General features: G+C 54.6%; 16 protein-coding genes and 1 tRNA gene. 12 read left to right on the forward strand and 5 right to left on the reverse strand.

The genetic code is table 11. The features are described 5' to 3' along the window. The first annotated feature begins 31 nt into the window (after positions 1 to 31). Both Mag101_RS08870 and Mag101_RS08875 read left to right on the forward strand, forming a co-directional pair. Positions 32 to 119, forward strand: a tRNA-Ser gene (locus Mag101_RS08870). Positions 120 to 290: 171 nt separating this feature from the next. Further along, complete coding sequence (locus Mag101_RS08875; protein WP_077403668.1) at positions 291 to 1,298, forward strand: 2-hydroxychromene-2-carboxylate isomerase; 1,008 nt, start codon at positions 291 to 293, stop codon at positions 1,296 to 1,298. 4 nt (positions 1,299 to 1,302) lie between these two features. Here Mag101_RS08875 and Mag101_RS08880 read toward each other — a convergent pair whose 3' ends face one another. Further along, entirely contained in the window at positions 1,303 to 2,430 is a 1,128-nt protein-coding gene (locus Mag101_RS08880; protein WP_198039950.1) for a low temperature requirement protein A, read from the reverse strand. 394 nt (positions 2,431 to 2,824) lie between these two features. Here Mag101_RS08880 and Mag101_RS08885 point away from each other — a divergent pair, with 394 nt between their 5' ends. Genes Mag101_RS08885 through Mag101_RS08895 form a run of 3 tightly spaced genes read left to right on the forward strand, consistent with a single transcriptional unit; the run spans position 2,825 to position 6,253 of the window. Next, entirely contained in the window at positions 2,825 to 4,396 is a 1,572-nt protein-coding gene (locus tag Mag101_RS08885; protein ID WP_077403675.1) for an aconitase X, read from the forward strand. A gap of 54 nt (positions 4,397 to 4,450) precedes the next feature. Then, a complete protein-coding gene (locus tag Mag101_RS08890; protein ID WP_077403678.1) occupies positions 4,451 to 4,900 on the forward strand; it encodes an aconitase X swivel domain-containing protein in 450 nt (149 codons plus the stop codon). A 45-nt stretch (positions 4,901 to 4,945) separates the two neighbouring features. Further along, the gene (locus Mag101_RS08895) at positions 4,946 to 6,253 is read left to right on the forward strand and encodes a hypothetical protein (protein WP_077403681.1); all 1,308 of its coding nucleotides are present in this window, start codon (positions 4,946 to 4,948) and stop codon (positions 6,251 to 6,253) included. Positions 6,254 to 6,293: 40 nt separating this feature from the next. On the opposite strand, the gene Mag101_RS08900 is transcribed toward Mag101_RS08895, so the two are convergent. Continuing rightward, positions 6,294 to 7,214 carry a LysR family transcriptional regulator gene (locus Mag101_RS08900; protein ID WP_077403684.1) on the reverse strand — a complete coding sequence of 307 codons (921 nt, stop codon included), beginning with the start codon at positions 7,212 to 7,214 and terminating at the stop codon, positions 6,294 to 6,296. A 130-nt stretch (positions 7,215 to 7,344) separates the two neighbouring features. Between Mag101_RS08900 and Mag101_RS08905 the strand changes: the two genes are divergently transcribed. The 4 genes from Mag101_RS08905 to Mag101_RS08920 all read left to right on the forward strand — a co-directional run bounded on the left by Mag101_RS08905 (position 7,345) and on the right by Mag101_RS08920 (position 12,277). Further along, positions 7,345 to 8,289: an LLM class oxidoreductase gene (locus tag Mag101_RS08905; RefSeq protein WP_077403686.1), complete on the forward strand. Its 945-nt coding sequence runs from the start codon at positions 7,345 to 7,347 to the stop codon at positions 8,287 to 8,289. A 13-nt stretch (positions 8,290 to 8,302) separates the two neighbouring features. Next, complete coding sequence (locus Mag101_RS08910; protein ID WP_077403689.1) at positions 8,303 to 9,097, forward strand: SDR family NAD(P)-dependent oxidoreductase; 795 nt, start codon at positions 8,303 to 8,305, stop codon at positions 9,095 to 9,097. Between the two features lie 42 nt (positions 9,098 to 9,139). Beyond that, positions 9,140 to 10,126: a zinc-dependent alcohol dehydrogenase family protein gene (locus tag Mag101_RS08915; protein WP_077403692.1), complete on the forward strand. Its 987-nt coding sequence runs from the start codon at positions 9,140 to 9,142 to the stop codon at positions 10,124 to 10,126. A 459-nt stretch (positions 10,127 to 10,585) separates the two neighbouring features. Further along, positions 10,586 to 12,277 (forward strand): cytochrome-c peroxidase, encoded by a 1,692-nt coding sequence (locus tag Mag101_RS08920; RefSeq protein WP_198039951.1) that lies wholly within the window; start codon positions 10,586 to 10,588, stop codon positions 12,275 to 12,277. A gap of 131 nt (positions 12,278 to 12,408) precedes the next feature. Here Mag101_RS08920 and Mag101_RS08925 read toward each other — a convergent pair whose 3' ends face one another. From Mag101_RS08925 to Mag101_RS08935, 3 genes are all read right to left on the reverse strand, one after another. Then, complete coding sequence (locus Mag101_RS08925) at positions 12,409 to 12,696, reverse strand: putative quinol monooxygenase (protein WP_077403698.1); 288 nt, start codon at positions 12,694 to 12,696, stop codon at positions 12,409 to 12,411. Between the two features lie 105 nt (positions 12,697 to 12,801). Beyond that, positions 12,802 to 13,809, reverse strand: coding sequence for a linear amide C-N hydrolase (locus tag Mag101_RS08930; protein WP_077403701.1), 1,008 nt, complete (start codon positions 13,807 to 13,809; stop codon positions 12,802 to 12,804). 151 nt (positions 13,810 to 13,960) lie between these two features. Further along, the gene (locus Mag101_RS08935; RefSeq protein WP_077403704.1) at positions 13,961 to 14,617 is read right to left on the reverse strand and encodes a trimeric intracellular cation channel family protein; all 657 of its coding nucleotides are present in this window, start codon (positions 14,615 to 14,617) and stop codon (positions 13,961 to 13,963) included. Positions 14,618 to 14,806: 189 nt separating this feature from the next. On the opposite strand from Mag101_RS08935, the gene Mag101_RS08940 reads away from it, so the two are divergent. The 3 genes from Mag101_RS08940 to Mag101_RS08950 all read left to right on the forward strand — a co-directional run bounded on the left by Mag101_RS08940 (position 14,807) and on the right by Mag101_RS08950 (position 19,206). Beyond that, positions 14,807 to 15,505, forward strand: a complete 699-nt coding sequence (locus Mag101_RS08940) for a TVP38/TMEM64 family protein (protein WP_077403707.1) — start codon at positions 14,807 to 14,809, stop codon at positions 15,503 to 15,505. Positions 15,506 to 15,670: 165 nt separating this feature from the next. Further along, the gene (locus tag Mag101_RS08945) at positions 15,671 to 17,914 is read left to right on the forward strand and encodes a hypothetical protein (RefSeq protein WP_077403710.1); all 2,244 of its coding nucleotides are present in this window, start codon (positions 15,671 to 15,673) and stop codon (positions 17,912 to 17,914) included. Beyond that, on the forward strand, positions 17,911 to 19,206 hold the full coding sequence (locus Mag101_RS08950; protein WP_077403713.1) for a glycosyltransferase: 1,296 nt from the start codon (positions 17,911 to 17,913) through the stop codon (positions 19,204 to 19,206). Before Mag101_RS08945 ends, Mag101_RS08950 begins: the two co-directional genes overlap by 4 nt. Positions 19,207 to 19,213: the final 7 nt, after the last annotated feature.

The following is a 19,213-nucleotide window of genomic DNA, read 5'->3' on the forward strand; positions in this document are numbered from 1 at the left end:
AAACAGCTCGGTATAATGCGCCGGACAAACAGGAAGGGTGACTGAGTGGCCTAAAGTACCGGTCTTGAAAACCGGCGAGTGTAAAAGCTCCGTGGGTTCAAATCCCACCCCTTCCGCCATATACAAAAAAGCCCGGCTTAATGCCGGGTTTTTTTGTGCCTGTAATTCCTGCGCCAAATATTCAGTAAGATTCGTTAATCACCCCACCCTATCGACGCATGATAAATACCGCCCCGGGATTGTATTTGGTCTAACTTTTCGAGTAACACCAAACGCCGGGGAGTGTTTTGATGATTACGCCAGAGCTTATGGACAAGTTGAACGCGTCAATGGACACGAGCTGGCCTGACGACCCGGCAGTACCTGATCTGCCACCAATGCCGGTCACCGACGATCCGGGACTGAACCCAGGCGCATTTCTTTGGACTCACTTCAAGGACAACATCTACCCGCCGCGTGAGGTCGGCGTGCCACCTGCCCACTCACGCATCGTCACGGAAAACGACCAACTGGATGTCGACGTTTTTTGGTCTATGCGCAGCCCATATAGCTACCTCGTGTTGAACCGCCTTGTCTGGTTGAATTCGCACTACAACGTCAATGTCAATATTCGCCCTGTATTACCGGTTGCGGTTCGCTCAACCAAAGGTGGTTCTGGCAAGGCTGGGGGACTGTTTGGCATTACATATAAAGTTCCGGATTCGGTATGGGACACCGAGCGCCAGGGAAAATATCTGGGCGTTCCGTTCAATTATCCTGTGCCAGACCCAATCTGGCAGGTGTGGAACCCGGGCGACAAAATGCCAGGGCCTAAGAACTGGCTATATACCCACCCGCCAGAAAAGCAGCCGTACATATTTTGGATAACCCGCCTTGCCTGCTATGCCGCACTGCAAGGCAAAGCGCTCGAATACGTCAATCAGGTTTCCTACCTGATCTGGAGTGGCGTGGTGCATCCGACAAACCCAAATGCAGCAAGTGACGCGGCGAGAGGCCATTGGCCCAATTACGTAAAAGAATATGTGAACCGCGTGGATGGCCTCGACTACGATACGGCTATCGAATACATCAGAAACAACCCCAATCAAATCGATCAGTGCTGGATAGACAATGCAGAAGGAATGGCCAAAACCGGACACGGTGGCGTACCGCTGATGGTTTATCAGAATGAGCCTTTCTTTGGCGGCGATCGATTCGATCAGTTCGTTTGGCGATTGAACCAGAGCGGCTTAACCAAACGGCCCACACCGCGGCCCCCATACACCACCAAACCTTTGCGTTGGCCAAATGGGCTGTAGCCCCCTATTCCGGATGCGCTCGCAGGCGAAGCATCAAGCAAAGCACCAGCACAAGTGTTAGCCAGACGACGCCGTTTGGCAGCCAGCCGCAGACAAGCAGAAACGGCACCGCAAGCAACATTATCCAGCACCGACTGTCTTTCGTTGCGAACTGGTCGCGCACCAACCACAACCCCAACACGTAAACGGACACCGCCACCGATACGGTAATGGTGGCGAGTTGGGTCACGCCATGCCCACCGTCAAGCTGCTCAACAGCCACCACCAACCCCGCACCAACCGCTGCACCACCTGCAAAAATAAGGAAATGGCCATACGCCCACACGAAAACGCGCTCCAGCTTTTCAGACGCCAAATGGCCATCCACGGAAAAATATAGCCACCACATACAGAATGCGAGCACCGCACCGCAGGTAAACACCAGCAGATATTGCCCCCAGAAACCGGAATGAATTGCTTCAGAGAGCGCCTCACTGCTGCCGAGTAGCACTTCCCCCAGCACAATAATGTTCAATAGGCCGAACCGCTCCACAATATGGTGTCGATGCCACTGGGTAGTACCGGCTTTCTCCCCTAAGAACGGAATCAGCATCTCCATTGCGATGCCCACAACAAAGAACAAAGTAAAGTGGTCGTGGTCTCGTGGGAGAATAAATACGAGCCAGGCCCAATAGATCTGCATAACCACCTGGCCACCCGCATAAATCAGCGCGGTATTTCGATAATCGCGCTTCGCCCATGCAACCCGCAGCCACAGGGATGCAAATGCCAGACGCATGATCAGGTAGCCGCTAAACATGTAGCGCAGGTCGCGATTCTCAAAGAAACCTGGCGCACTGGCGGCAATAAACAACGCCCCCAACATCAGTACCATCACCGTAATTCGATACCCGACATCATCATTGTCGAAACTCGACGCAAACCAGGTAAACAGATTCCACGGCCACCACACACACCAAAATACCAGCAGGAACTTGATGACACCTTCCTGCCAGTGGCCATCGGCAATCGCATGGCCTAACCCGTGCGCGGCAGCCGAGATAGCAATGACAAATACCAGATCAAACAGCAGCTCTAACTGTGTTGCCGCCCTATGCTCCTCGGCTTTATCCCGCGGCAGTAGGGGCTTCAAGTATTTTTTCGAGCGCGATTCAGTCAATTTTTTGAACCTGCATCAAAATCCTCCCCGGTGCTGCATTTAACGCCCCGGCCGCAGCACCTCGTCACGTAGTGTCACAAACGCTGGACCGATCATCGGCTCTTTCATCACCCATCTCTTTGTTCAGTTAGCCGCCTTCTAGAAACTTTAGTTCCTACACCAAGACGGCTGAGATTTTGGCGGTCTGTTACCCCGATTAAATTGCCCCGCAATATTTCTATCTATTCTCATACAGATGTCCCAGCACTCGATCCCTATACGAGCCTGATTGCCAAACAACCAGACTCAACATTGATTGAGGGGTTAGCTGAAGTTTTTCCCGGGCTAGTCCAACCGAGTCAACTCAACCTAGTAAGTGGCGCTTTCGATGAAACGAAGAAATTTCTGTCAGGCAGCGGTGCTCATTCCCGCGACAAACATCATTCTTCCAACGAAGTCTGAGGCACAAACCGCCGACAAGGCGAACGAAGCCACGAAAGCGAGCAAGCCACCGGCCGATAAGACACCAGTCAAGAGCGGCACCATCCGTCACGGGATATCGGCAAAAGAAGCGGATGGAATGACCTATTCCGATATGAGCAAACCATCCGGCAAGAGTGTTGTCGCTGGAGGCCCGGCCGATAAGACCGACAGCAAGCCATATCAAATGCCGCTCACCCAGGAAGAGCAAGATATGCTCGGAGGGTCGAAGGGGCCGGAAATGGCCAAGCTGATGAAAATTTTGGTGGCGCACGGCAACGCGTTTGGCGCCGACAAACTGGTGGAACTGGGTGGACGCCCCCACTCCTCCATGTACTTTGGCACCGAATACATGGCCTCCCTGATTGGTATTTTCGACGAGGTTGCCAAGGCCGGCCTTAAATCCTACGCGCCCTATACCGTTAACCCCCGCCCCTACGACGCTTATAACGTCAACAACAACCCAACCGATATGCAGTTGATTTACGAGGGGTATGCGCGACAGAGAGACGTGGACTGGGTGCATGTGCGCCTCGGATCCCCAGACCTGAACTACCGTAGCTGCGCCTGTTACGTGCCAGAAATCGGTAATGCACCAAAGCCCGGTACCTATGTGGCGTGGGCGGAATCCTCCGCGGTGAACTACGGTAACTCGGCTCTTGGCCTGCGCACCAACCGCAACGCGACCGGTATGGAACTGCTGTGTGCGATTGTCGGCAAGGCGCCCCGCTTTGGCCTAATGACAGACGAGGGCCGCAAGGCCAAATGGTTGATCGATGTAAAAACAAGTAAGGAACCGGACTGGGGCGTGATCGGTACCGCGATCGGCCGCAAGTGCGTAGAGGATGTGCCGTTCATTGCCGGCTTAGATAGCTACTTTGGCGGCAAGATCACCAATGAAAACATGCACAAACTGAAGGCGATGGGTAGCGCTACCGCGTCCAGCGGCGCAGTGGGTCTCTATCACGTGGAAGGCGTCACTCCAGATGCGCAACAACAGGAACGCAAACTGCTGCTGGATGGCTATCAAACCTATGTGATTGACGATGCGGAACAGGAGCGCATTAGAGGCACGTTCGAAAACCAGTGGACCAAAAAAGATCACGCGCCCACCCACTGCTTTATTGGCTGCCCGCACAACACCTACGACGAAATACTTCAGTGGGGAACCAATGTGACCAAAGCATTGGAGAAGAATGGCAAAAATGAAGCTGCCATTCCCGTCTACCTGTTTTGCGCTAACGTCGTGCGCGATCACCTCGTTGAGGAGCACCCGGAGCTCGTTGGCCGCATGAAACAGGCGGGCATGAAGTTTACCAATATGTGCTCCGTTTCCTATGCCGGCATGAAAGGCTTTTCCGAGCGCGTGTTCGGTGTAACGAATTCCGCAAAAACCCGTAACTATTCGACGCTGCGTTATTTTCCAGACGACGTACTGCTAGAGATCATCGTTACCGGAGAAATCCCCAAAAACGCCTAGTTACGCTGACATAAACAAATTGGTTAAAGCCACTAGATAACGCTGGAGAACGAAATGGCAAAGAAAAAATTTCAGGGTCGCGCACTATTACCTGGCAAGCTGGAAGGGAAAGCGCTCGTATCAACGGTGCCATTCAACACGAGCAACTCTTACATCAAGAATATGTTTGGTGGCGAGACCGAAACCGCCCCCTGCACCGATGCAGCCAACAAAGATCTGTATCAGAAGGACCTCAAGGGGGCCATCATCTGCACCACCCAGACCGTCGGCTCAACACTCGGCGGTTGCGTGCTGATGGGGATGAGCGACATCGGTGTCGGGCCTCAGGCGATGTTATTCGCATGGCCGATTGATTCCGTTTCCTCAGCCGGGCTGTTTATGAACGACATCTGGTATGACCGCAGAATCATCACGGTCGACAAACTCGGTGATGAATTTCTCGAGTCAGTCAAATCCGGTGACCCGATTGCCATTTATGAAGACGGTACCGTTGAGGTTGGGTAAAACAACCTTGGCCTTCTGCCACATAGATGTCATAAGGGACAGCAAATGAAGTACGTGCGCGTAACCGCGGTCAATTTGCTTAGTACCTGCCTACTCTATCTGGTGGCGACAGCTGCTAATGGGCAATCCGGTACAGACAACAAAGATGCAGTCAGTAGCGATCCGACAGACCCATCGGTAATACTCCCCGATATTACTATCCGCCGCGCTCAGCGGGATTCGCTCCTGGGTCTGTCCCCGCTCAAAGGTGCACACGACGCGTTCGGCAATTTTTCTGACATGATCTATCGCGAGAATTGTGTCCGGGTCGGGGTGACGTTCAACCACGCTTCCCAGGGAATCACCGAGGCGGTGGATGACGATGCAAAGAGTGGCAGCGCCACCGATATGGATCTTGTCGCACAGTGGGATGCCTACAAACGTGGTGAGCCGACTGCCGGCAAGCTTTACGTCCATATTGAAGGCCGTTGGGACTACGGCACAACCGGGCCGCAGGAACTCGGCTTCGTAAGCATGGCAACGGCAGGTGGTACTGCAAACGCATTTGCAGCCTACACCCCAACGTTTCTGCCATTTAGAAACCTGTACTGGGAGCAAGGTAGCAAAGAGGCTGGCTGGGCATATCGCATCGGCAAGATTACACCAGATGCGATTCTCGCTACTTCACAGTACATTTCGCCAGTGACAACCTTCCTACCCAATGCCGGCACCGGCCTATTTGTGAGTGGTTATCCTGACTCGGGGCTTGGTATTGTTGCGGTAAGGCACCCTAGTCCTCGTTGGCGCTTTCTCGGCCTCGTCTCCGACGCCAATGGAGACCGCCAAAACTTCGGTGACATAGGGGCCAAGGATTTTTACAAGGCGGTAGAAATTGGTTTCAAACAGTGCCCAAAAACAGACAAAGCCGGTTATTCAAAAATCACCTTCTGGCACAACGACGGCACCAAGGACCGCCAACCGATTAATGCGAGCACCGGCCTACCCGGCCATGGCGTTACGGTAAAACTCGAGCAAGAGCTGGACCCTAAAGGGAAAAACGTTGCGGTACTGAGATGGGGGCGCTCCTGGAATACCGGAGCCATCTTTCGGCAACAGGCGGGACTCTCGTTTATCTTTAACAACCCCAGTGGTCCTGTGGGAATGCAGAACGACATGATGGGTGCCGCCGTCAACTGGGTTGAGTCCGTGGTACCAACCGCGCGCGAAGAAGTAAACTTTGAGCTGTTTTATCGCTTTCCGCTATTTGTTGGCCTGGATACGACTTTCAGTATCCAGCACATCAGGAACCCGGCCTTCACCGATGAGTTCAATGAAGCGCAAGCATTTAGTATCCGCATACGCTCGGTGTTCTGATCGCTCATCCCTACCGTGCCCCTACCATCTTTCCTATCCACTAAAGCCTGCCGGCGTTCTTATTCGACAGGGCATCCCAATACGGAGGCTCGCCGTAAAAGCCCGCGAGGAAATCAACAAACGCTTTTACCTTCAGTGCGAGCAGGCGAGACGAAGGATAGACCGCCCAAATTGATGTGTCTGACAGGGATGGGTAGTCGGTTAACAGTTCAACTAATTCGCCGTTCGCCAGCTGCTCATACACACACCAGGCCGAACTCTGGGCAATCCCGAGGCCTGCAACACAGGCATCTCGCACTACCTCGCCATTGTCGGCGCGCAATGCGCCCGATGTCTTAATACGCACCGAACCCGCACCGTCTGCGAATTCCCAGGTGTCCAGGCCGCTTAGATGAAGACAACGGTGTTGCTCCAGATCCCGGGGAGATTCGGGAACACCAAATTTCTCTAAATAAGACGGCGCCGCACAGACGATCCGTCGATCTGATGCGAGCTTTCTCGCGATCAGTGATGAATCCAAAAGCTTTGCATTGCGTATTGCAATATCAAAGCCGCCCTCCACCAGATCGACCATCGTATCGGATAAACGCAGGTCCACTCGCAGGTTTGGGTACTCCGCCATAAAGTCAGCCAGAGCCGGCACCAGGTGCATACGGCCAAAGGATGCCGGCGCGGCAATCCTGAGTACACCGCTGGGCATGGTGCGCGCGGAACCGACAGAAGCCTCCGCTGCGGCAACGCTTTCCAGCACATCTTCGGCATGAGGCAGGAACGCCTCCCCCTCCTCCGTAAGCGACACTTTTCGTGTGGTGCGATTCAGCAACCGCACACCAACACTCTCTTCCAGTTTATTCAGATGCGCACTTGCAACCGCGGCCGACAGACCGAGTTCTTTGCCCGCCTGACTGATATTACGCATCGCCGCGACCCGCACGAATAGCTTCAGGTATTGAATGTTCATCTTGCCAATTATCAACGAAATCTAAATTCTGATTACTTAAAGATCATTATTATCAATTTTTCAATTAAAGACTAATCTTTACCCCATCGACAAATGAAGGGCGTCAGAACGGGGTTCTGACGATGACAAGATGGAATTTCAACCAATCAACCGGGCCTACAACCAGACCTATCGCCCCAACAGGCTTAGCCTGGGGCTGGTAGTGCCGATCGAAAATAGTGGCGCTTCTGCAGTACCCCAAATGGTGCATCATCTGGAGCGGGTACAACTGGCGGAGGCGTTGGGTTTTAGTGCCGTTTGGCTACGAGACGTACCGTTTAACGTGCCCTCATTCGGCGACGCCGGGCAGTTATTCGACCCCTTTGTCTATCTCGGCTATCTCGCCGGCAATACCGAGCGCATCGCATTAGGCGTCGCAAGTATTGTCCTACCCTTGCGCCACCCGGCCCATGTTGCGAAATCCGCGGCGAGCGTGGACGTACTCTCCAATGGTCGAGTACTTCTCGGCGTTGCCTCCGGTGACCGTCCGGAAGAATACCCGGCCTTCAACAAGCCCTTTGAAAGCCGCGCGGAAAGCTTTCGCTCGAGCATCGACTATATCAACAGCGCCTGGAAGGACACCGCCAGCTTCGCCAACGAATTCGGCAGCCCGAGCGGTGGCATCGACCTGTTACCGAAACCGGTCGCCGGGCGCTTGCCGCTGTTGATCACTGGCTCGAGCCGTCAGTCTCCGGAGTGGCTGGCGCGCAATGGCGATGGCTGGATCACCTACCCGCGCGGGATCGATGCGCAGGCAAGCATTATCAACCAGTGGCGCACGGGCATTAAGGAAGCCGGTGGTCACGACAAGCCGGCCACGCAATCGCTGTACATCGACCTTGTCGATGAGCCTGACGCGATACCGCAACCAATCCACCTGGGCTTTCGCTCGGGAGTGAATTACCTGCATCGCTATTTATCCTCACTGCAGGAAATCGGCATCAATCACGTCGCACTCAACCTCCGTTTTAACCAAGCGGATATTGAATCAACCTTGAAACTTCTGGCGGAAGAAGTTTTGCCAGACTTTAGCTAACACGGAATCCACTATGACAAAACGGATATTGATCACCGGTTCTACCGATGGCATCGGCCTGGAAACGGCAAAGCTCTTTGCGAAAAACGGCCACGAAGTGATTCTGCACGGTCGCACCCAGGAAAAGCTGGCTGCGGCAGAAGATGCGATCAAGGCAATTACACCGGATGCGGTTACTAGTGGCTTCATTGCCGATTTCTCAAGCGTACCCGCAGTCAACGCGTTTGCGGATGAAATACTCTCCCACTTCGACCACATTGATGTATTGATCAACAACGCGGGAATATTTCGTACCAACCACACGACAACAGCAGACGGTCTGGATATCCGCTTTGCCGTAAATACCATCGCCCCATGGGTACTAACCCAGCGACTGCTGCCAATCCTTGGCAAAACGGGACGTGTCGTAAACCTCACTTCTGCCGCTCAGGCAGGCGTGGATGCCGATGGGTTCCTCGGCAAGAAGCCCCTTGATGCGATGGATGCCTACTCGCAAAGCAAGCTCGCGCTGATCCAATGGTCCAGGTATCTGGCAAATGAACTCGGCGGTGAAGGCCCGGTGATTATTCCAGTCAATCCCGGTTCACTGCTCGCCACCAAAATGGTGAAAGAAGGCTTCGGCGTGCCCGGCAAATCCACCAGTATCGGCGCCCAGGTCTTAGTCGATGCAGCCCTGTCGGATACCTTCGCTAACGCGTCCGGCCGTTACTTCGACAATGACATAGGCCAGTTTGCCGACCCGCATCCCAGCGCGCTAGATGAAGCGCAGGTACAAGAAACCATGCGCATCCTTAAATCACTGGTTTGAACACACCCAATTACCGCCTCACGGACGATTCAGGAGCCCGATATGAAAGCAATGATTATAAATTCTTATGGTGCGAGCGATGTATTTGAGCTCACCGAAGTGGCCAAACCCAGTGTTGGACCGGGGCAAGTCCTGGTCAAAATCGCCGCAACCAGTGTCAACACGGTCGATACGATGATCCGGCAAATGGGAAAAGAGCTGCCGCTTTCCCCAGACTTGCCCGCCATACTGGGGATGGATTTTGCAGGCACTGTAGAAGCAGTTGGTGAGGGTGTAGACGCCTTTGCCAACGGAGATGAAGTTTATGGGTGCGCCGGTGGGCTTGCGGACATTCCCGGCGCACTCGCCGAATACATGGTTGCCGATGCGAAATTGATCGCACTGAAACCGAAATCTGCCTCCATGCGCGAGGCTGCCGCACTACCGCTCGTCGGCATCACCGCCTATGAAGGCCTGACCCGCGCTGGAGTCTCCCAAGGTCAAAAGGTGCTGGTGCACGGTGGCTCCGGCGGTGTTGGCCATGTCGCCCTACAGATTGCCAAGGCATTTGGTGCGGATGTGTACTCCACTGGTGGCGGCACCAAACAATTGGCGCTCATCGAAGATCTTGGCGCAACCGGGATCAACTACGTCGACGAATCGGTTGAAGCGTATGTGGCGAAACACACCGGCGGCGCCGGCTTTGATGTGGTGTTCGACTCCGTTGGCGGGGCTAACCTCACAAACTCTTTCGAAGCTGCTGCGCTCAATGCACAGGTGGCGACAACCGTGTCGATGGTGGAACTGGACCTGACGCCGATGCACTTTAAAGGGCTGTCGCTGCACGTTGTGTTTATGTTGATTCCCATGCTCCACAATCACAAACGTGAAGAACATGGAGTGATTCTGCAGGAGCTCGCCAAGCTCGTGGACGACGGTAGCTTGCGCCCTGTCGTCGATGAAAACAGCTTCACCTTGCAAGAAGCCGGCAAGGCACACGACCACCTGACCAGCGGAAATGCGATCGGAAAAGTCGTTATCTCGGTTTAATACCACTCTCCCAGCCGGGGTGAGATCTGCTTGCTCCGGCTTTCTTCTGTTTTACCCTTTCCTCTACTTCTACGCGGCCCACAGCAATTGTTAGTCCTTCCGGGCCAAGCACGCCCTATATAACACTGCGTCTGCTTCGCAAGCGTTTCCGTTCTACATAGACATATTGAACTGCGTGTCAGCACAACATAATCCACGCCCCAAATCGTTCATTTTTTAGACTTATACCTACGATTAAAAAGTAGTCAAAAACTAACCAAAAAGGCTTTTGGTGACTTCGCTACACCTGACCCTCAGCGCACCGCCGCAGTAGTGCAAATAGCGCCTCAACACATGCCACCCAAAGGGGAATTACAACAGTGGTATGTAGAAGGTTGCTGTTCGTATGCGTCGAAATCTATCAGAGGGTACATCGTTCGATTAGAAGTAAAGAAGTACAGAGGTACAAGGAGCAACTCTATGGGTAGGACGAATAGATTCCGAAGGAGTGCCCTGCTGGCACTTATCTTCAGTATTCCTCTTGGTAGTTTAACCGCCACCGCGCAAGAAGAATCTGAGCAGGTCTTGCGGGACCAGGCACTCAAGCTACTTGGCAAACACGTATTCTTCGACTCGGATCTCTCGAATCCGAAAGGCAATCAGTCCTGTGCAAGCTGCCATGAACCTTTCGCTGGCGGGACATCCGGCTTTTCCGACGTGAATGAAAACAGCGTGGTTGTACCAGGCGCGACCGCACCCAATATTGGGAACCGCAAGCCGCCAACCAATACCTATGCGTCTTTTACTCCTCCCTGGCAACCTGCAGTGCCCGGTTCGCCCTGCAACCTGTTCGCCGGAATACCATTTTGCGGCGGGAATTTCTGGGATGGTCGCTCGCAGGGAAATGATACCCCGGTGGGCAACACGGCCCCTGCCCCACATCTGGGCGATGAAGTGTTTTATGACATTGAGAATGCAGCAATCATGGCGTTCGGGCAGTACAAGGGCCCAACCTCTGATCAGGCGCTAAACCCCATGCCGAACCCCGCGGAGCAAAATATCGCGCGGATTGATGTCTGTGAGCGGGTGAAAAATTCCATTTATGCACCACTGTACAAGCTCGCCTGGGGCACAGACCTGGATTGCAGTGCAACACTCGCTTACAACGATAACACCCATTACGACATTGCATTCAAGCGCCTGATGTTATCGGTCGGTGCCTACCAGCACTCCGAAGACATCAATGCCTTTTCGTCAAAACGCGACATGGCACTGCGCGCCGAACTTGCCTGCGATGGGAGCAGCTATCCCGACCACTATGATGCAGAGTTCTGCGCGCTTTTATCGGGAAGCAATAAGGAAGCCGGGCAATTTCCTCTTTTGCTGCTGACCGAAGAAGAGAATCTTGGCCACGATATCTTCTACCAAAGCCCATTTGGACCGCCCGGACCGGTCGCTGCTGGCGCCTGTGCACTGTGTCACTCTGGCCCTGGAGAGGATGGCTCTGAACCGTTACAGCTGTATAGCGATCACAGCTATCACAATATCGGTGTCCCCCATAACCCGCATATCCCGAATGCACCCGACCCGGGGCTCAGCAACCATTTGCTGGATGCCTTGCCCGGCCCAGTACGCACGCCGACTTTGCGCAATACCAGTAAAGGCGCGCAACCGGGTGTATTTACCAAGGCATACACACACAATGGTTGGTTTAAGAGCCTGGAAACGCTGGTGCACTTTTACAATACACGCGACGTAAAAGTTCGCTGTGAAGCACTCATCCCGGAGACGATCCCAGAAGGTACGGAACTCACCGAAGCGGTAGCGCTTGCGAACGATTGCTGGCCGAGCCCGGAATTCCCCGATACCGCAGTGGGCGGGCCATTACTTGGCAACTTGGGCCTGACAAGCGACGAAGAAGCCGCACTAGTGGCTTACATACATACGTTGAATGATGCACATTCTGCCGAGCCACCAGTCTTGCTGGATGAAAGCAATATCCGCGCGCGACGAATCTTTACCATATTTCAAATGCGCAAATGGGAACAAGATGTTTGTGTTATAGGAGAGGCAACGGCAAGCACACAGGCTGCCCGCTACTCGCGCAGGCCTTGCCTACCTCTCTCCCAGCTCATTGAGCTGCTTGAGGAAGATGATTGGCTAATGCAATAAGGCCAATCTTACCGCTGCCCGGCGTCACAGCCAGTAAGGCTGAGGCCCGGCAGCGATTTTTGCACATAAAATCAAGCCACAGCTTTTCAAGGCTTCACCCGTGCCCGCTGTGTTAACGGCTGCCTCATCGATCACTCAATGCGCGTCATTTCATACAGAGTGAAGTCCTCAACTTTGCCATCTACCGCATCCATGTAGGCTTTCAAATGTTCGGCTTCCATATGCGCTTGCCACAAATCGCGGTTTTCCCAATTTTCGAAAAATAGAAAGTATGACGCATCGTTATTGTCTTGATGCAGGTCGTACTGAATATTGCCTTTCTCCGCGCGCGTAATTGGAATGAGCTTTAGTAACTCCGTTTTTACGTCCTCGGTGAACTCCGGTTTAGCTTTGATGGAGCCAATGACAGTGAGCGACATGCTAGGCCTCCTGTATGTCAGCCCGGGTTATGTGGGCCTCTCGCCAACACTGTGGAGCGAGAGGTGTTACATGAGCGCCATTAGAGATGCAGGTAGCATCGCCCCTTAAGCGGCCGCTTTCCAGGTAACTACCGTACCAGCTTGCTGGAATGCTACGGAATCTGCGGGTTTGAACTTGCCAGAAACTTCCCCTGCAGCCTCCAAATCCTCGGCAAGATCAAACATCAGCACCGGTGCACCTTCGGACAAATCCAATTTATCCATGTCAATCCACACCACATTAGGCAAGCGCGCGAATTCGAAATAGTAGCGCTTGTTAGTCAGATCACTGACCGACTGCCACTGGGTGGGAGACACATTGGGTTGCACGGGATCTACATATCCCAATGGAGTTGCCATATTGCGCATAACACTCAAGACACCGGCGACAGCCTCCTGATAAGAAGCCGGTTGCTCGGGCAAGGTTGTCAGGTAATAGGCGCCGCGCGCAAACCGGTCCTCCGCCTCGGCACTACCGGGCAGTGTCTTTTTACCGCCCAGGCCTTGGTACTGTTTCATCAATACCAATTGCTCATCGTATACAGGTGAATTGGTCATCACGCGATACTGTGCACCGTGATGGATCACCGGTTTGCCGTGCAGAATCTCGATGATCGCCGAATCGCCCGACGCGTCCGAAACACACATATGCATGGGAGAATCGACACTATCTCCGCGGTGCACAATCTCCACGGGACGTACCTGCATTGAGCGAGTCGCGGCCACAACTTCATCAACGGTGGCAAAGCAATCCAGATAGTACTGAACCCACTCGGAGATAGAGAGCCCAGGCAAATCTTCTTCGCGCGTGCCGTATTCCGCTTCCGCCAGATACAGTAAACGTACCGAGAGGCCCGCTTCATTGAGCCCGTCGGCGGTAGCGCAGTCCCAGATGACGGCGCCAATGCTTCCGTATTTGGACGTCCACTTCAAAGAGTTGGAATCCGTCAGCCCCTCGCGCTGTGCCCCGCGAGGGAAGACGTATAACTTTGTTCCCATCTGTTCGGTCCAATCCATGTTGCGACCCACGATGACTGGCTGTCCTTTTTGCGTCCAGAGAATTGTCGAGCACATAAGGTCTCACCCCACGATCAATCTGAGAGAATGATGTCCAGCGCCGGCTCGCTTATTGCGGGCGCAGCTTCGCTCGTTAAGGTTATTGTCGCGGGCACACTTGCCCAAACGATGGTCTAGCCATGGGCGAGAACCAAGCAACAAGCCCACCCTATTTTTTAGACTCCTTACTATCGACGGGTCGAGTGAGCAGAGTATCCGGGACATACAAGTGCCAGTGAATGGCGGCGGCGCGCAGGCAGAAAATCAGCAGCATACTGAGGACGCCTACAGTGAGGCCGGCAGCGGGAAACATCGCCAGCAGGATGACATAGGTAATACATCCCAGTGTGACCGGTACTGCGTACAACTCTTTGCGCATCAACAGTGTGTCGTTGCCGGCCAGCACATCACGTAGCAGGCCACCGCCAATCGCAGTAATGACACCAAGAAGAATGGGCCCCAGCGGCTGCGCAAACGACAAATCCATGGTTTTCTGGGCTGCCTGGATTGCAAACAAGGCAACCCCGGCGGCATCCAGGTACAGCATGGCCCGGTAGACCTGTCGACCGGTCATGCGCTTATTGGCAATAAAAGCCAGCAGGCTCGCTGCCAGCGCAACCCAAATGTAATTCAGGTCTTCCGACCAGAATACCGGCACACCCAAGATCAGGTCGCGCACGGTACCCCCGCCGATTGCGGTAATAACGCCCATCACCAGAGCGCCAAATAGATCGATGCGTTTGGGTGCAACAGCCGCGACCGCTGTCGCTGCGAACGCGACAGTTCCCGCCATACCTACCGCATACTGCAGTCCCTCTACTGTCATCACCGCCTGTCACTCTATCCGCATTTCGCCGTACCTGGCCTCAAAGTTTAGATCTACTGACTCTAACAATGCGGAGAGAGGAACGCTGTGGCTGCTGGGCGGCTGGCCAAAGGCAAAAAGTGCGCGAAATTCGACTAGGCTAAAAGAAAGCCGCGCCTTTACGGGGCGCGCTCCTCACGGGATGAAAATATGAAGGGGAAGCACGCCTCAGCGCTCTTCCTGGCGGCTTGTGTCGCCGGTGTGTGTATTGGCCTGGGACTAATTTACTACTTCGACCTCGACGACCAGATTCTCGAGATCTTGCAGTGGCTCGAGGACCAAGGCTGGCAGGCAAGCCTGCTGTTCATCCTCATTATGGCCGCGGCCATTATCTGCCTGGCACCCGGGGTAATTTTCACCATGGGCGCAGGGTTCGTATTCGGGGTTATCAAAGGTACCGTGCTGGTTGTCGCCGGTACCGTACTGGGCGCCGGTATCGCCTTTTTAATTGCGCGTTACCTGTTTGGAAAGCGGCCATCCGAATGGGTCATGTCCAAGGTAAAGCCAGCCAATATCGGAGACATCATTCGGGATGAGGGCTGGAAAATGATCATGTACACCCGTTTGGTGCCCCTGTTTCCATTCAAGCTTTCCAACTATTTCTTTGGTCTAACACCCGTGCGCTTCACGGATTTTCTGCTGGGCAACTTCCTCGGCATCATCCCGCTCACTCTCACCAACGTCTACGTGGGCTCGATCGCTTCCGATCTCACCACACTCGGAAGCAGCGAAGTGGAAAGAACCCCGGTTGAGTGGGCACTGTATGCGATGGGTTTTGTCCTGGCGATTGTGGCGCTGGTTGGCCTTACACGTATTGCGCGACGCGCCCTTGCACCGTTGAAGCAATGAGTGAGTCCAGAATGAGTGACTCCAGATTGGCACCACATACCGCATATTGTTTGTCTAACCTAAACAATGATGCCTGGAGCTATTCAGCGCCACCAACGGCCTATTGAATGGCCGGCATATTGAGTGGCGAAACTTGAATCTGGCGATGAACGGAGGTGAACTCTCATGCCCTGGATGAAATGGCTTCCCTGGCGGTTCTTCGTGCGCAAGTTTGCGACGTCCCACGGTTTCCTCGATCCACTGGCGGTGATGGCGCGTATGCAGCGCTTCGCCGAGCCATCGGAAGTCAGTGAACCCATCGAGCTGTTGCGCGCGGGAGTGATCTTCCACGCCCGTGCCCTGATGAACAGCAAAGTCATCCAGCACAACTTGGACTGGGTGTGGCCCTACTGGATCGAACGCCAGTTCGACCCCGCGGATATTTCCTTCATCCCCCGCGCATTCTCCATTACCCACTGTAATCTCAGCCACCGCAACTGGACGGCAGTGGGCGTGCCCGGCAGTGAGGAAATGCCCATCGTCGACCCGAGGGGCCTGTTAACCCCGCACTACGACAGCTGGTCAATTGATGCATGGGTAATCGGTGACAACGGGGAAAACCTGTACCCGTCCCAGCGTGACGACGTCACTCAGCGTTTGCGACTGCTCGACGGGGTCGCTGTGGTGACACAATCCGGTACCGAAGAATGCAGTCTCTTGAGCCGGGTTTGGGCAGAACTCGACGACCAGCACAACAATTGCCATATGCGATTGAAAGCAAGTCACAGCAGCGGGGGCTGGTTAGTGGTTTCGCTCAGGCCGTGCAATCCCGAGGGGGTTGCCTTTATCAATAAGATATCGCTGGAGGGCAGCCGCGATCAGTGGCTGGTGGATGGCAAAGACCGCATATTGTTCGACCGGCCGATGGATCGACACCACGCGTCGGATTACAAACGAGGCGATATTTCTCTGTACCTGCGCGACGATACGAATGAAACGCATGCGGAGTGCGATGTGGGCATGGCGACTGCCGCGGCCCTCTTTCGTATCGAGCCCGGGGAAACCCTCGACACACTCGTCACGATTCCACAGCACTGCCCATTAAACCGGCGCAATGCGCCCCCCGGCTGGCGCGCCAATCTCGAAAAGCACTGCGCGATGAGTGTGCCCGATGACCAGATGCAGTTTATTTACGATGCCGCTGTGCGCACACTGATTCTGCACTCGCCCCACGATGTGTATCCAGGCCCATACACCTACAAGCGTTTCTGGTTCCGCGATGCGGCATTTATGATCCAATCCCTGTTGCATGCGGGCTTGTTAGATCGCGCCGCAAAAGCTCTGGAGCGCTTCCCGTCGCGGCAGAAACGCAACGGCTATTTCCACTCGCAGGATGGGGAGTGGGATTCAAACGGCGAAGCCCTCTGGATTATCGATCAGTACTGCCGCATTACCGGGCAGAAACTCAAGCCTGAGTGGCTCGACCCTGTGCTGCGGGGCACGCATTGGATCAACAACAAACGCCTGCCCAAAGATGGCAGCCTTACCGCTGGCCTGCTGCCGGCGGGCTTTAGTGCCGAACATCTGGGGCCAAACGACTGCTACTTCTGGGATGATTTCTGGGGCATTGCCGGCCAGCAGGCGGCTGTTGCCATTTGCCAGCGCGAAGGTAAGGCCGAGGATGCAGCGACCTTCCAAAGCCACGCCGACGATTTTATGCTGACCGTGGATGAGGCTTTGCAGGGTTGTGCGGAACGGCTCAAGCGCCCGGCCATGCCCGCGTCACCTAAGCGGCGACTGGATGCCGGTGCCATTGGTTCTATTGCCGCGGGCTACCCGCTTAAACTGTACGAGCCGGACGATCCGCGCCTGCTGGATCTGGCGGACTTCCTACTGGAAGAATGCTTTGTTTCTGGCGGTTTCTTTCAGGACATGATCCACTCGGGGATTAATGCTTACCTGACAATCCACGTGGCGCAGGTGCTGCTGCGTGCCGGTGACCCGCGCTGTATTGAGCTCATGCGGAATACGGCAAAACTCGCCACGCCCACAGGCCAATGGCCAGAAGCAATCCATCCCCACTCGTTCGGCGGATGCATGGGAGACGGACAGCACGCCTGGGCAGCGGCAGAATGGGTGACCATGCAGCGCAATTGTTTTGTGCGCGAAGAAGGCGACAAACTGATTCTGGCATCCGGACTGCCACCGGAATGGTTGAGTGACACGGAAGCCAAGCGCCCTATTCTCTTTGGACCGGCGCCCACGCACTTTGGCACTATCTCACTGGAAATTGTGCCGGGGGAAAATCCGCGGGTTTCGTGGACGGGCAAGTGGCATGACATACCACCGGTAATAGAAGTTCGCGCCTTTGGCTACCACCCACAGGTTGTCGATCCCGATACAGAACAGGTGGAGCTCAAACCACTGTGAATATCGTTATGCTCACCAACACCTACCTGCCGCATGTGGGTGGTGTTGCCCGCTCAGTCGCTGCGTTTTGCCGGGAGTACCGAAGGCAAGGCCATCATGTTTTGGTGGTCGCGCCCGAGTTTCACGACAAGATCGAAAACGAAATGGATGTGGTGCGCATTCCTGCGATCCAGAATTTCAATGGCAGCGATTTTTCCGTGGCACTGCCACTCTCCGGGGAGCTCAGCGACCGGCTGGATTTTTTTGAACCCGACCTCGTGCATTCACACCACCCGTTTCTACTGGGCATGACGGCACTGCGTATTGCCCGTAGCCGCGAGTTGCCATTAGTTTTTACCCACCACACGCTGTACGAACGCTACACCCACTATGTCCCCGCAGATTCCGATGCGCTGAAGCGCTTCGTCATTGAGTTGGCCACCCGCTATAGCAATCTCGCCAGTAAGGTATTTGCACCGAGCGAAAGCGTCGCAGAACTGTTGCGCGAGCGCGGCGTAAAGTCGCCAATCAGTGTTGTTCCGACCGGCGTGCAACTGGAGGATTACCGCGATGGTGACGGGGGCAAGGCGCGTGCACGGTACGGTATTCCGGGTAACGCATTTGTTATTGGTCACCTGGGCAGGCTGGCGGAAGAGAAAAATCTCGAATTCCTGTCAGAGACTGTGGCGGAATTCATCCAGCGAAATGCCAACGCACACTTTATGGTTGTCGGCAGTGGTCCGCTGGAAACGCGAATTGCGCAGATCTTCAAAGAGCTTGGCATATCTGATCGAGTGCACTTGACCGGGATCTTACAGGGCGAAGCACAGCGGGATGCCTACAGTGCGATGGATGTGTTTGGCTTTACGTCCACCAGCGAAACACAGGGCATGGTGCTCACCGAAGCGATGGCCGCAGGTACGCCGGTGGTAGCGCTGGATGCCAGTGGTGTGCGCGAAGTCGTCGATGATCGCTTTAACGGGCGCTTGATTCTCAAACACTGCCAGCGGGAACTGCTTGCCGGATTCCAGTGGGTATACGATCTGGAACCCACTGAGCGGCAATCCTTGCACAATGCCGCGCTAGAAACCGCCGAGCGCTTTTCCATGGAAAACTGCGCGAAGGCCGCCCTCTCCCATTATCAATCCCTGGTCCATCAGCATTGGCCGCTGGACGACTCGCTGTATGCGCAGTGGATGCGATTACGCAACACCATTGGTGCCCAGTGGGAAATTCTCGAAGGCGTTACTGGCGCTGCCACGGCGGCACTGGAAAATGCCGGCAAAGGCAAACCCCAGCAGGCCAATGATTAGGAATTCC

It is taken from the genome of Microbulbifer agarilyticus, assembly GCF_001999945.1.
Lineage (GTDB): Bacteria > Pseudomonadota > Gammaproteobacteria > Pseudomonadales > Cellvibrionaceae > Microbulbifer > Microbulbifer agarilyticus_A.